The sequence below is a fragment of the Spiribacter roseus genome (assembly GCF_002813635.1).
Classification (GTDB): domain Bacteria; phylum Pseudomonadota; class Gammaproteobacteria; order Nitrococcales; family Nitrococcaceae; genus Spiribacter; species Spiribacter roseus.
Window position 1 is genome coordinate 239,171 of sequence record NZ_CP016382.1, and the last position, 13,185, is coordinate 252,355.

The following is a 13,185-nucleotide window of genomic DNA, read 5'->3' on the forward strand; positions in this document are numbered from 1 at the left end:
TCATGTCGGAAGCTTGATCGAGTTCAGAAGTGGTGGGTCGTGCAGGATTCGAACCTGCGACCAGCGGATTAAAAGTCCGATGCTCTACCAACTGAGCTAACGACCCGACGCGGGCGTATGATACGGCGCCCGTTGCCACCGGGCAATACACGCCGTCACTGAGTTCAGCGCTCGTCGAGCCGCTGCTGGGCGAGGCTGGCGGCGGTGCTGTCCGGGAACGCTTCGATCACCTCGCGCAATGCCGCTCGTCCCTGCTCGTCACGGCCCTGCTCGAGGTGCACATAGCCGATCTTGAGCAGTGCATCAGGGTGCTTGCGACTGCCGGCATGGTTGTCGACGACCTGCTCGAATGATTCCAGGGCGGTGTCAAAGTCGCGCACGACGTAATGCGACTCACCCAGCCAGTAGCGGGCGTTGGCGGCGAGGTCGGCCTCGGGGTGGTTGTCGAGAAAAGCACTGAACGCGTCGGCAGCCGTATCATAGCGACCGGCCTGCAGCTCGCTGAAGGCGGCGTCATAGGCCTCACGGGCCGCGGCGTCAGCGCTGTCGGTTTCGGCGTCGCCGCCGTCACTCGCGCCGGTATCGGCCTGTGCTTCGCCCCCTGGGTCTTCGCGGGCATCAGCCGGGGCGGGCTCACCTGCCGCAGGTCCGTCAGGGGTCGCCTCCTCGTCGCCGGCTGATTCCAGTGCCTGCAGCCGCCCATCCAGGTCCAGATACAGCTCCCGCTGCTGACTGCGGATGTCGTCGATCTGGCGCTGCAGCCGTTCGATCTCGCCGCGCAGCGTGGTGACCTCGCGCTGCAGCTGCTCGCTCTGGTTCATCATCCGCATCATGGCCTGGCCCGAGACGCGGTCTTCGAGCCGATCAACCCGGCGCTCGAGGGTCTGCGCCCCGCTGCCGGGGGAGTGGACGATCAGCGCGGTGCCCATCGAAAGGGCCACGGCGATGGCCAGGATCGGGCGGCGGCCTTGGGTGCCGGTCATGAGGCGTACCTCCTGCGGGATCGGATCAGCGCTCGTAGACAAGGGCGGCGCGGCGGTTCTCGGCCCAGGCGGATTCATTGCTGCCGCTCACCGCCGGGCTTTCCTCGCCATAGCTCACCACATCGACCTGAGCGTCGTCGGCACCGGCGATCAGCAGGGCCTGCTTGACCGACTCGGCACGCCGTTCGCCCAGCGCGAGGTTGTATTCACGGGCGCCGCGCTCGTCGGTGTGGCCTTCCACCAGCAGTTGACGGTCGCTGTTGCGGGCCAGGTACTCGCCGTGCGCCTCGATCAGGGTCATGGCCTCGTCACTCAGCGTGGCGCTGTCGTACTCGAAGTAGACCACCCGGTCGGCCAGGGCGCTGTCCGGGTCGTCGAGGGGCTCGCCTGAGACACTGCCGCTGGCGGTGGCGCCGCTTGCGGCGGCCGCGCTTTCTTCGGCGTCGATCTCGGCCTCGGTGGCGGCGGCCTGATCGATCTCGGCCATTTCGGCATCATCGATGGAATCGTCGGTGGTGGCACAGCCGGCCAGTACGGCGGTCAGGGCCAGCAGGGTCAGCCATTGTCGGAGTGAGCGCATGAGAGGATCTCCATTCAGTCAGAAAAGGGCAGGGGTTCAGTCTGCGGACGGCAGCGGACCCCAGTCGGGTTCACGCACGGTGTTGTCAAACTCGGTCAGTCCACCCTGGACCCGGCCGAACACCGACACCGTGGCCAGTTCGGTCGCGTCGCCGGTATCGCGGGTATAGGCGATCATGCTGCTGCTGGCCGAAAAGCTCGGCGACTCGTCGAGCGGACCATCGGTGAGCACCCGCATGATGTCGTCTTCGAGATCGAGCACGGCAATCTGAAAGCCTTCGTCGCGCTGATGGGCGAAGGTGAGGAAGCGGCCGTTGGGCGAGACGCTGGGGCTGGCATTGTAGTTGCCATCGAAGGTGACCCGCTCGGCATCGCCGCCGCTCACCGGCTGGCGGTATATCTGCGGGCTGCCGCCGCGGTTGGAGGTGAAATAGAGGGTCTCGCCATCCGGCGACCAGGCCGGCTCGGTGTCGATGCCGAAGTGCCGGGTGATGGGGCGCGGGTCAGCGTCGCCATCGGGGTCGAGGATGAACACATCGGGATTGCCGTCGCGGGACAGCGTCACCGCCAGGCGCTCGCCGTCCGGTGACCAGGCCGGGGCGCTGTTGATGCCGTCAAACGACGGCAGGGCGGTGCGCTCGCCGGTGGCGACGTTCTGCACGTAGATCTGCGACTGCCGCCCCGACTCCAGCGAGACATAGGCGATGCGCTCGCCGTCCGGCGACCAGTCGGGCGAGAGGATGGGTTCGCTCGAGGTGAGGATGGTCTGCGGTCGGTGGCCGTCGGCCTCGGCCACCATCAGCCGGTGCGAGCGCTCATCCCCCGTGCCCGTCTCCTCGACATAGGCGATGCGGGTATTGAACCCACCCGGCCGGCCGATCAGCGTCTCGAACACCTGGTCGCTGATGGTGTGGGCGAGGTTGCGCAGCCCCGCCGATGTCACGCGAAAGCGCTGACCGGCGATGCGCTCGCCGGCGTAGACATCCAGCAGTTCATAGCGCACGCGATAGGCGTCGCCGTCGAGCGGAGTGATGCGGCCGATGAGTACGGTATCGGCACCCAGTGCGCGCCAGTTCTGAAAGCGCACCTGCTCGAGCCGACTCGGTTGACTGAGGTGGTTGTCCGGGTCGAGCGGCGCGAACAGCCCGCTGCGGAACAGGTTGTCGCGGATGATCCCGGCCAGGTCGACATCGGGGCCATCGCCCTCGGCCGCGTCCTGCATCTGGAAGGGCACGACGGCAATGGGCAGCGCGGCCGCCTCGCCGCCGCTGATCTCGATGCGGACCTGCGCGGCGGCGGGTAGGGCGAGCATTGCCAGTAGGAGGGCGGCGATCAGTGATTTCATTGGGCGATATTCTGCCTGTCCATGGGGGCCTGTGTCGATCCTATCCTAATGGATGGAGGATGTGCGGCGTATTTCAGGCATCGGGGGCAAAGACCATTTCGATGCCCTCGCGGTAGGGCTGGGCCAGATCGGGGTCATCGGGCATGGGCAGCGGGTCGGCGCGCCGCACGGCGGTCACCGCCGAGCGGTCGAAGGCGGCGTTGCCGCTGGAGCGCGCGACTTCCACCGACAGGACGATGCCACCCGGGCCGAGGCGCACCGCGACCAGGGCGCTCAGCCCGTCGGGGATACCGGCGGGGCGGGTCCATGTGCCCTCGACGCGCTGGCGAATGGCGGCGTCGTAGGTGCCACGGGCCTCACGCAGGGCCTCGGCATCGGCCTGGCGCCGGGCTTCGGCTTCGCGCTCGGCCTGGCGTTGGGCTTCGGCTTCGCGCTCGGCGCGGCGCTGCGCTTCGGCCTCTGCCTCGCGACGGGCCTGCTCGGCGGCCTCACGCTGGCGCTCAGCCTCAGCCTCAGCTTCAGCCTCCGCTTCGCGACGGGCCTGCTCGGCGGCCTCGCGCTGGCGCTCAGCCTCAGCTTCAGCTTCGGCCTCCGCCTCGCGGAGGGCCTGCTCGGCCGCTTCGCGCTGGCGTTCGGCCTCGGCCTCCGCCTCGCGGCGGGCCTGCTCGGCGGCTTCGGCGGCCTCGCGCTCGGCCGCCAGGCGTTCCGCCTCACGCTCGCGCTCGGCTTCCAGCTCGGCCAGTTCCTCTTCGCGGCGGCGCTGCTCGGCGGCCTCTTCTGCCTCCAGTGCCTCGATGGCCTGCTGGACCTCGGCCTCTTCCACGGCCACCGCCTGCACGCTCTGCTCAGTGCCGGGGTTGGCCTGATCGGTGATCCCGGTCATCTGAAAACTCACTGCGAACAGGCCGAACAGCGCGGCGTGCGCCAGCACCGACAGGCCGATGTCCCCAACCCTGCCCATGCGCCCGCGGGCCTAGCCGTTGTTGGCCGGGGTATCCCCCGACGGTTGCGTCATCAGCCCCACCTGCGGCACCCCGGCACGCTGCAGGGCGGTCATGACATCGATCACGCGGGCATAGGCAACATCGCCGTCGCCGCGCACGAATACCGGCGTGTCGGGACGGGCGCGCATGACGGCGGTCACGTTCAGCACCACGTCCTCGGCACTGACCGGTTGATCGTCATCCTGCTCGCCCACGCTCAGGTAGTAGCGCCCCTGCTGGTCCACCTCGACGATCACCGGCTCCTGCTCCTGCGGAGGCATCGGTTCGGCGCTGGACTGCGGCAGGTCGATTTCCACGCCCTGGTAGAGCAGCGGCGCGGTCACCATAAAGATCACCAGCAGGACCAGCATGACGTCGATGTACGGGACGACATTGATCTCGGCCATGGGCTTGCGGCGACTGCGCCGCCGTCGCGCGGGTTGGGGATTCACGATGCGCCGGCCTGCAGGTGGCGCTGGAGAATGCCGGTGAACTCGTCGATGAACATCTCGTAGCGGTTGGTCATCTGCTCGGACTGGTTGGCGAAGCGGTTGTAGGCGATCACCGCCGGGATCGCCGCGAACAGGCCCAGCGCCGTTGCGATCAGGGCCTCGGCAATGCCGGGGGCGACCGTGGCGAGCGTTGCCTGCTGCATGGCGCCCAGGGCGAGGAAGGCGTTCATGATGCCCCAGACCGTCCCGAACAGGCCGATATACGGACTCGTTGAGCCGACCGTGGCAAGAAACGGCACTGACTGCTCGACACGGTCCATCTCGCGGTTGAGCGCCACCCGCATGGCGCGCTGGGCGGCCTCGATGACGGGCTCGGGCGCGGGACTCTGGCGGCGCATGCGGCTGAACTCGCGGAACCCGGCACGAAAGATCCGCTCCATACCGCCCGAGTCGATGTCGGGCTGCTCGCTGTTCTGATAGATCTCGGTCAGGTTGCCGCCGGACCAGAAGCTGTCCTCGAACGCCTCCGCGCCGCCGCGGGCGCGGCGCAGCTCCCGGGCCTTGCGGATGATGATCGCCCACGAGCTGATCGAGGCGAGCAGCAGCACCAGCATGACGAGCTGGACGACCAGGCTGGCCTCGGCGATGAGTTGGGTAATGGACAGATCAACGGTCATGGGCATCCCCTGGCAGAATGCCTGAAAACACTAACGACCGGCGGGGGACGGCGCAAGCGGCCCGGCTCATGAGCGGCGGAACAGCTCGCCGTTGGGGTCATCGATGCGCGGTGGCGCCGGGATGTCCAGGTGGGCATAGGCGTTGCGCGTCGCCATGCGGCCGCGCGGCGTGCGATGCACGAAGCCCTGCTGGATCAGGTAGGGCTCGATGACGTCTTCGATGGTGCCGCGTTCTTCACCGATGGCGGCGGCGAGGCTCTCGACGCCGACGGGGCCTCCGTCGAACTTGTCGATGATCGCGTGCAGCAGGCGTCGGTCCTGGATGTCGAAGCCGCTGTCATCGACCTTGAGCATGTCCATGGCGTCGGCGGCCACGGCGCGGCTGATGCGGCCGTCGGCACGCACCTCGGCGTAATCGCGCACCCGGCGCAGCAGGCGGTTGGCGATGCGCGGGGTGCCCCGCGCCCGGCGCGCGATCTCGGTGGCGCCGTCGGCGGCCATGCTCAGGTTGAGCAGCCCGGCGGAGCGGTTGACGATGGTGGTGAGCTCGTCGACCGAGTAGTACTCAAGCCGCTGGACGATGCCGAAGCGGTCGCGCAGGGGCGAGGTCAGCAGCCCCGCGCGGGTGGTCGCCCCGACCAGGGTGAAGGCCGGCAGGTCGAGTTTGATGGAGCGCGCCGCCGGCCCCTCGCCGACAACGATGTCGATCTGCTGGTCCTCCATGGCGGGGTAGAGGACCTCTTCAACCACCGCCGAGAGGCGATGGATCTCGTCGACGAACAGGACATCTCCAGGCTCGAGGTTGGTGAGCAGCGCGGCCAGGTCGCCGGGGCGGTCGATGACCGGGCCCGAGGTCTGGCGCAGGTTGACGCCCAGCTCCTGGGCGATGATGTGCGCCAGGGTGGTCTTGCCGAGCCCGGGCGGACCAAACACCAGCACATGGTCGAGCGCCTCGGCCCGACCGCGGGCGGCGCCGATGAAGATCTCGAGCTGCTCGCGAACGCCCTGCTGGCCGATGTAGTCGGCAAGCCGCCGCGGGCGGATGGCGCGATCCACGGCCTCGTCATCGGGCGCGGCGTTGCTGGCGATAATGCGGTCGTTGTCGATCATGGCGTCCCGGGTCGCTGCCTGGCGCTAGCGTACCGCCTTTTTGAGGGCGGCGCGGATGAGTTGCTCGCTGTCCTCGGCCTCGATCCCTTGCAGCAGCCGCTGGGCCTCCGCGGGTTTGTAGCCCAGCGCCACCAGCGCGGCGCTGGCCTCGGCGCGCGGGTCGTCGGCACTCGGCGCGCTGCCGGCTCCGGCGATGGCACCGGGCAGGCCGCCTGCCGCGCTGCCCAGTCCATCCAGCCGGTCCTGCATCTCCAGGGTCAGGCGCTCGGCGATCTTCTTACCGATGCCGGGCAGGCGGGTGAGGGTGGCGGTGTCTTTCTGCTCGACGGAGCGGCGGAATTCCTCGGCGCTGATGCCGGAGAGGATCGCCAGGGCCATTTTGGGGCCGACGCCATTGACCCGGATCAGGGCACGGAACAGGCCGCGCTCGCCCTCGGTGTAAAAGCCATAGAGCACCGGCACCTCGTCGCGCAGGCCCTGGTGGACGCGCAGGACCACGGTCTCGCCGCTTGCCGGCAGCTGGTAGATGCTCGACATGGGCAGTTCGATCTCGTAGCCCACGCCGCTCACGTCCACCACCACCCAGGGCGGTTGCTTGTCGATCAGCGTGCCGCGCAGCCGCCCGATCATGCCGCGCCCCCGGGTGACGAACGCGCCATCTGGCGACGGAACCGGTCATGCTGGGCGTGGCTGAGGGCCACGGCCAGGGCGTCGGCGGCGTCCTCGCGCAGCTCGCCCTGGAGCCCCAGCACGGTCCGCACCATATAACCCACCTGGGTCTTCTCGGCCCCTCCGCGGCCCACCAGGGCCTGCTTGATGGCGCGGGCGCTGTACTCCGCCACGCTCAGGCCGGCGCCGGCACAGGCGCAGATCGCCGCCCCGCGGGCCTGGCCCAGCTTGAGCGCGGACTGGATGTTGCGGTTGACGAAGACTTCCTCGATGGCGCTTTCCGTGGCGGCATGCTCGGCGATCACCTCAGTGAGCCCGGTGAAGATGGTGTGCAGTCGCTCGGCGAACGCGCCGCTGCCGGCCTGGATCACGCCGCTGGCGATATACCGGCTGCGCGCCCCGTCCACGGCGATAATGCCGAAGCCGGTGCGCACCGATCCCGGATCAATGCCCAGTATGCGTCGCTCACCGCCCGCCGCCGCCATGCCGGTCAGGCGTCCTCGTAGGCGGCGGCCTGGAGCTCGGCGTTGGTGTAGACGTGCTGGACGTCGTCCAGGTCCTCGAGCCGCTCGATCAGTTTGACCGCCTTGCGGGCGTCATCATCATCGAGCTCGGTGGTGTTCTCGGGGCGCATGGTCACCTCGGCGTCCGCCGGGGTCAGGCCATTGTCCGTCAGGGCATCGCGCACAGTGGGAAAGTCCTCGGGCGCGGTCAGGACCTCGAATGAACCGTCGTCGTTGGCGATGACATCCTCGGCGCCGGCCTCGAGCGCGGCCTCCATCAGGGTGTCCTCGTCGGTGTCCGGCGGAAACAGCATCACGCCGCGCTGCTGGAACATGAACGCGACACAGCCATCGGTCCCCATGTTGCCGTTGTGCTTGTTGAAGGCGTGGCGGATCTCGCCGACCGTGCGGTTGCGGTTGTCGGTCATGCAGTCGGCCATGATGGCGATGCCACCGGGGCCATAGCCCTCGAACCGGGCCTCCTCGTAGGCGGTGCCCTCATCATTGCCGGCACCCCGGGCGGCGGCCTTGTCGATCTTGTCCTTGGGCATGTTCACGCCAAGGGCCCGGTCCACGGCGAGGCGCAGGCGCGGGTTGGCATCGGGGTCGTCGCCGCCCTGACGCGCCGCCACCGTGATCTCACGGATCATCTTGGTGAAGATCTTGCCGCGCTTGGCGTCCTGCGCCTTTTTGCGGTGCTGGATGTTCGCCCACTTGCTGTGACCTGCCATGATCCCCCTCGATTCGGGCGAATGATCGTGTTCAAGAGGCGTTCACATTACCATGTCCGCAAACCCGGCACCGATGGCTGGCTGACAACCTGTGACCCAGATCCCCCTTGCGTTTCCGAGCTCGGCACTCATGACCTTCGCGGCGCTGCGCGCGCGCCTGCCGGCACCGGTATGGCTGGATGGCGCCGCCGGCGGGCGCTACAGCGTGATGAGCGCCGCCCCGCGCGGCCAGTTGGTCAGCCGCCACGGGCACACGCGCTGGCTGCCCGGCGAAGGGGGTGACGGGGACGATCTGGGGACAGCGGATCCGCTGGCGCTGCTGCACGAGTCGCTGGGACCGAGGGTGGCGGCGAGTGGGCCGTTCGCCGGCGGGGCCATCGGTTATTTCAGCTACGAGCTGGGCCGGCGCCTGCAGGGCCAGACAACGCGCGATGCGGGCATGCCGGAAATGGCGGTGGGGCTGTATGACTGGGCGCTGGTGCTGGACCATCAGCAGCACTGCGCGTGGCTGGCCGGCGATCCCCCGGCGGATGTCGCCGACTGGCTGGCGACCGGGCCCGCGCAGGCCCCCGGCGCCTGGTGGCCCACCGGCGAGCCCGCCGCCACCCCGGACCGCGCGGCCTATGACCGGGCCTTCCGCCGGGTCCGTGACTATCTGCACGCCGGTGACTGCTATCAGGTCAATCTGGCGCGGCGGCTGCAGGCGCCCTTCGACGGTGACCCGCTCGGGGTCTACCGCGATTTCCGCGAGGCGGCCGGCGGCCCCTTCGCCGCCTACCTTGAGCTCGCCGGTGGGCCGATCCTCAGCGGCTCGCCCGAGCGGTTTCTGGAACTGCGCGACGGCTGGGTCAAGACCGCGCCCATCAAGGGCACGCGGGCCCGGGCGGTGGACCCGCGCGCCGATGCGGCACGCCGCGACGAGCTGCTCAGCAGTGCCAAGGACCGCGCCGAAAACCTGATGATCGTCGATCTGCTGCGCAACGACCTGGGTCGGGCCTGTCGCACCGGGTCGGTGAGCGTGCCGCGGTTGTTCGCGCTGGAGTCGTTTGTCACGGTGCACCATATGGTGAGCACCGTGGTGGGGCGGCTGCGCGCCGACCGGGTGGCCACGGATCTGCTGCGCGACTGCCTGCCGGGCGGATCGATCACCGGTGCGCCCAAATTCCGCGCCATGGAGATCATCGATGAGCTCGAGGGAGAGCCGCGCGGCATCTACTGCGGATCCATCGGCTATCTCGGCGCCGACGGGGCGATGGACACCAGCATCGCGATCCGCACGATGACCGCCCGCGACGGGGTGCTCGACTATCGCGCCGGCGGCGGACTGGTCGTGGATTCGGAGTGCGGCGCCGAATTTGATGAGACTGAATCCAAGGCGGCGGCCTTTCGCCGGCTGCTGGCGGTGGTAGGGTGACCACGAAGGCAATCAAACGAGTCGGTCGAACAGGAGGCAGGAACGATGGAAGATGTGGTGATCGTGGCCGCGGGCCGCAGTGCGGTGGGGTCCTTCGGCGGCACGCTGGCCCCGCTGGGTGCGGCGGATATCGGCACGCAGGTGATCCGTGGCGTGCTCTCGCGGGCGGATATCGACCCCGCGGTGATTGACGAGGTGGTGCTGGGTCAGGTCCTGACCGCGGCCGTTGGCATGAACCCGGCGCGCCAGTCCGCGCTGAATGCCGGGCTGCCCGAGACCACTCCGGCGATGACCATCAACAAGGTCTGCGGCAGCGGCCTGAAGGCGACGCACATGGCCGCCCAGGCCATCGCGCTGGAGGATGCCGGCGTGGTCCTCGCCGGCGGTCAGGAGTCGATGAGCCAGGCGCCGCATGCCCTGCCCAACTCACGCAATGGCCAGCGCATGGGCCCGTGGAAGCTTGAGGACACCATGCTCAAGGATGGCCTCACCGATGTGTTCAACAACTATCACATGGGTGTGACCGCCGAGAATCTCGCCACCGAGTACGGCATCAGCCGCGAGGAGCAGGATGCCTTCGCGGCGCGCTCGCAGCAGCTTGCCGAGGCGGCGCAGAAGGCCGGAAGCTTCGACGATGAGATCGTTCCCGTCGAGATCCCCCAGCGCAAGGGCGACCCGGTGGTGTTCGACACCGACGAGTTCCCGCGCCACGGCACCACCGCCGAAGGCCTGGCGAAGATGCGCCCGGCGTTCGCCAAGGACGGGACGGTCACCGCCGGTAACGCCTCGGGCATCAACGACGGCGCCGCCGTGGTGCTGATGATGGGCGAGAGCCGCGCCCGGGCGCTGGGGCTCGAGCCGATTGCCCGCATCAAGGCCTATGCCAACGCCGGTGTCGCGCCGAGTCTGATGGGCAGCGGCCCGATCCCGGCCACGCAGCGCTGCCTCGAGCGGGCCGGCTGGTCCATCGACGACCTTGAGCTGATCGAGTCGAACGAGGCCTTCGCCGCGCAGGCACTGGCGGTCAACAAGGCGCTCGGATGGGATCCGGAGAAGATCAATGTCAACGGCGGCGCGATTGCCATCGGTCATCCGATCGGTGCCTCCGGCGCCCGAATCCTCGTCACGCTGCTCCATGAGATGCGTCGTCGGGATGTCAACCGCGGCCTCGCGACGCTGTGCATTGGCGGTGGCCAGGGCGTTGCGCTGGCGGTGGAACGTTAACCCGGGAGGGTGAGACCGATGACGGACAAGCGCCTGATCAAGAAATACCCCAATCGGCGGCTCTACGACACCGCCATCAGCAGCTACGTCACGCTGGAGGACGTCAAGGGGCTGGTGCTCGATGGGGTGGACTTCGAGGTCACCGATGCCAAATCGGGGGCTGATCTGACCCGCACCATCCTGCTGCAGATCATCAGCGAGGAGGAGGAGGGCGGCGAGCCGATCTTCTCCAGCGATCTGCTCGCGCAGATCATCCGTGCCTATGGCGGCAACATGCAGAGCCTGCTCACCAGCTATCTCGAAAAGAGCATGGCCCTGTGGGCCGATCAGCAGAGTGCCCTGCGCGAGCGGGCCCGGACGTTCATGGATGCCAGCAACCCGGTGAGCATGCTCTCGCAGATCACCGAGCAGAACCTGTCGATGTGGCAGCAGGCGATGGACCGGTATCGTCGCGATCAGGCGCCGCCGTCATCCAGCGATGACGAGTCCGCCGGGGACGACCGCGAGGACGAGCGTTGACAGTCTGATCGCTTCGTTTCTATGATGCTCCGCAACATTTTTTGTGCGACGCACAACTGACAAGGAGCATCATCATGACGCAGCGATTGGCACTGGTAACCGGGGGCGCCGGCGGAATCGGCACGGCCATCTGTCGGCAGCTGGCCGCGGATGGCCGGCGCATCGTCACCACCTGTGTGGATCCCGAGGCCGAGGGCATCGAAGCCTGGATCGAGATGATGCGCGGTGAAGGCATCGAGGCGGACTGGGTCAAGTGCGATGTCAGTGACCATGCCGCCTGTGTGGCCATGGCCGACGAGGTGCGCGAGCGCTTCGGGGGCGTCGACATCCTGGTCAACGTCGCCGGCATCACCAGTGACGGCTTCCTGCACAAGATGAGCGCCGATGCCTGGGACAAGGTCATCGACATCAACCTGAGCGGCGTTTTCAACGTCACCCATCAGTTCGTCGCCGGCATGCGCGACCAGGGCTTTGGCCGCGTGGTGAACATCTCGTCGGTCAATGGCCAGACCGGTCAGTTCGGCCAGACCAACTATTCCGCCGCCAAGGCGGGCATGCACGGCTTTACCATGGCCCTGGCCAAGGAGGGCGCGGCCAAGGGCGTGACGGCCAATACGGTTTCGCCCGGGTATGTGAAGACCAGCATGACCGATGCCATGCCCGATAAGGTGCGCGACGCCATCGTCGCCCAGATCCCCGCCGGCGACATGGGCCAGCCCGAGGATATCGCCCGTGCGGTGGGCTTTCTGACGGCGGATGAGGCGGGCTACATCAATGGCGCGAACCTGCCGGTGAACGGCGCGCTGTTCTGTAGCTTTTAATCGAGGGGGCGTGTTGCGCTGCAGCACGCGGCGCCGAAAAAAGGGGAGACGATGTCTCCCGAGGAAAATGCACCCTCATGACGGGGTGCTTTATCCGTGGCCCCTCCACCTTTTCTGATGCTTGATCATCGGTGGAGTCCGCCGGCTCCTCCTCTTGGCGCTTTATCGTTGTGATTCACGACGTTAATGGGCCGTCTGGCGCAACGCAAGCACTTTCGTTGTTGCGCCGCACGACTGCGATCGCTTCATTCGGCCGCACCGGCAAGCTGCGCATCCACGGCAGCCCGGCCCGGCAGTGACGCGGCGGCGCCGGCCCGGGTCACCGACAGGCCCGCAGTGGCACAGGCCCGGCGCGCGGCGGCGGGCAGATCGCGGCCCTCCGCCAGTGCGGCGGCCAGGGCGCCGTTAAAGGCATCGCCGGCGCCGATGGTGTCCACCACCGGCCCCGCATTGATCGCCGGAATCATCCCCTGAAAGGCATCACTGTCGATATACACGCCGCGCTCGCCCAGCGTGATGAGCACGTTGCGCGTGCCCCATTGCCGCAGCGTGGCGGCGGCGCGGGCGACCTGGGCATCGGTTTCAACCGGATGGCCCACGAGTTCGGCGGCCTCCGATTCGTTGGGCGTGAGGTAGTCGATGGCTGAGTAGATCGCCGCCGGCAGTGCGCAGGCCGGCGCCGGGTTGAGGATGACCGGCACGCCGTGGCGCTGCGCCAGACGGATCCCGTGCTCGCTGACCGCCAGGGGCAGTTCGAGCTGGCAGACGAACACGGCCGAGCCGGCGATCGCCGATTCGGCCGCGCTGACATGCCCGGTGGTCAGATTCGCGCACGCACCCGGGTCGATGACGATGGCGTTATCGCCCCGGTCATCATCCACCAGGATGGTGGCCGTGCCGGTGTTGAGCTCGGCATCGGTGCCGACATGGTGTGTGTCGATGCCGACGGATTCGTAGAGGGTGCGGGCGATGGGGGCGAAGGCGTCATCCCCCAGACGCGAGATGAACGTGACCGCCGCGCCCTGCTGAGCGGCGGCGACGGCCTGGTTCGAGCCCTTGCCGCCGGCCATCAGGCGAAAGCCCCGGCCATGCAGGGTTTCGCCCCAGACCGGCAGACGGGTCGTGCGGGTGATCAGATCGGCGCAGAAAAGGCCCAGAACGGTGACACGGGACAT

General features: G+C 68.2%; 15 protein-coding genes and 1 tRNA gene. 4 read left to right on the plus strand and 12 right to left on the minus strand.

Features of this window, described 5'->3' with window-relative positions; all coding sequences use genetic code 11:
* Positions 1-30 precede the first annotated feature (30 nt).
* The 11 genes from BBH56_RS01220 to BBH56_RS01270 form a co-directional block, all read right to left on the minus strand.
* Positions 31-106: transfer RNA gene (locus BBH56_RS01220), tRNA-Lys, on the minus strand.
* A gap of 58 nt (positions 107-164) precedes the next feature.
* Positions 165-983 carry a tol-pal system protein YbgF gene (gene ybgF, locus BBH56_RS01225; protein WP_198515231.1) on the minus strand — a complete coding sequence of 273 codons (819 nt, stop codon included), beginning with the start codon at positions 981-983 and terminating at the stop codon, positions 165-167.
* Positions 984-1,008: 25 nt separating this feature from the next.
* Complete coding sequence (pal, locus tag BBH56_RS01230) at positions 1,009-1,563, minus strand: peptidoglycan-associated lipoprotein Pal (RefSeq protein WP_148121665.1); 555 nt, start codon at positions 1,561-1,563, stop codon at positions 1,009-1,011.
* A 36-nt stretch (positions 1,564-1,599) separates the two neighbouring features.
* Positions 1,600-2,907, minus strand: a complete 1,308-nt coding sequence (gene tolB, locus BBH56_RS01235) for a Tol-Pal system beta propeller repeat protein TolB (RefSeq protein ID WP_148121666.1) — start codon at positions 2,905-2,907, stop codon at positions 1,600-1,602.
* Between the two features lie 73 nt (positions 2,908-2,980).
* Positions 2,981-3,868: a cell envelope integrity protein TolA gene (gene tolA / locus BBH56_RS01240; protein ID WP_148121667.1), complete on the minus strand. Its 888-nt coding sequence runs from the start codon at positions 3,866-3,868 to the stop codon at positions 2,981-2,983.
* 12 nt (positions 3,869-3,880) lie between these two features.
* Positions 3,881-4,297 carry a protein TolR gene (gene tolR, locus BBH56_RS01245; RefSeq protein WP_148121668.1) on the minus strand — a complete coding sequence of 139 codons (417 nt, stop codon included), beginning with the start codon at positions 4,295-4,297 and terminating at the stop codon, positions 3,881-3,883.
* A gap of 41 nt (positions 4,298-4,338) precedes the next feature.
* Positions 4,339-5,019: a protein TolQ gene (gene tolQ / locus BBH56_RS01250; protein WP_110882581.1), complete on the minus strand. Its 681-nt coding sequence runs from the start codon at positions 5,017-5,019 to the stop codon at positions 4,339-4,341.
* Positions 5,020-5,085: 66 nt separating this feature from the next.
* On the minus strand, positions 5,086-6,129 hold the full coding sequence (ruvB, locus tag BBH56_RS01255; RefSeq protein WP_110882511.1) for a Holliday junction branch migration DNA helicase RuvB: 1,044 nt from the start codon (positions 6,127-6,129) through the stop codon (positions 5,086-5,088).
* 24 nt (positions 6,130-6,153) lie between these two features.
* Complete coding sequence (gene ruvA / locus BBH56_RS01260; protein ID WP_148121669.1) at positions 6,154-6,759, minus strand: Holliday junction branch migration protein RuvA; 606 nt, start codon at positions 6,757-6,759, stop codon at positions 6,154-6,156.
* Entirely contained in the window at positions 6,756-7,283 is a 528-nt protein-coding gene (gene ruvC / locus BBH56_RS01265; RefSeq protein WP_148121670.1) for a crossover junction endodeoxyribonuclease RuvC, read from the minus strand. Before ruvC ends, ruvA begins: the two co-directional genes overlap by 4 nt.
* A gap of 5 nt (positions 7,284-7,288) precedes the next feature.
* Entirely contained in the window at positions 7,289-8,032 is a 744-nt protein-coding gene (locus tag BBH56_RS01270) for a YebC/PmpR family DNA-binding transcriptional regulator (protein WP_148121671.1), read from the minus strand.
* 91 nt (positions 8,033-8,123) lie between these two features.
* Between BBH56_RS01270 and pabB the strand changes: the two genes are divergently transcribed.
* From pabB to phbB, 4 genes are all read left to right on the plus strand, one after another.
* A complete protein-coding gene (pabB, locus tag BBH56_RS01275; RefSeq protein WP_198515232.1) occupies positions 8,124-9,446 on the plus strand; it encodes an aminodeoxychorismate synthase component I in 1,323 nt (440 codons plus the stop codon).
* 45 nt (positions 9,447-9,491) lie between these two features.
* Complete coding sequence (locus BBH56_RS01280; protein ID WP_148121673.1) at positions 9,492-10,670, plus strand: acetyl-CoA C-acetyltransferase; 1,179 nt, start codon at positions 9,492-9,494, stop codon at positions 10,668-10,670.
* Between the two features lie 18 nt (positions 10,671-10,688).
* Complete coding sequence (gene phaR / locus BBH56_RS01285) at positions 10,689-11,189, plus strand: polyhydroxyalkanoate synthesis repressor PhaR (RefSeq protein WP_148121674.1); 501 nt, start codon at positions 10,689-10,691, stop codon at positions 11,187-11,189.
* Positions 11,190-11,263: 74 nt separating this feature from the next.
* Positions 11,264-12,010: an acetoacetyl-CoA reductase gene (gene phbB, locus BBH56_RS01290; RefSeq protein WP_148121675.1), complete on the plus strand. Its 747-nt coding sequence runs from the start codon at positions 11,264-11,266 to the stop codon at positions 12,008-12,010.
* 245 nt (positions 12,011-12,255) lie between these two features.
* Here the strand turns inward: phbB and rbsK are convergent, their stop codons facing one another.
* A complete protein-coding gene (gene rbsK, locus BBH56_RS01295) occupies positions 12,256-13,185 on the minus strand; it encodes a ribokinase (protein ID WP_148121676.1) in 930 nt (309 codons plus the stop codon).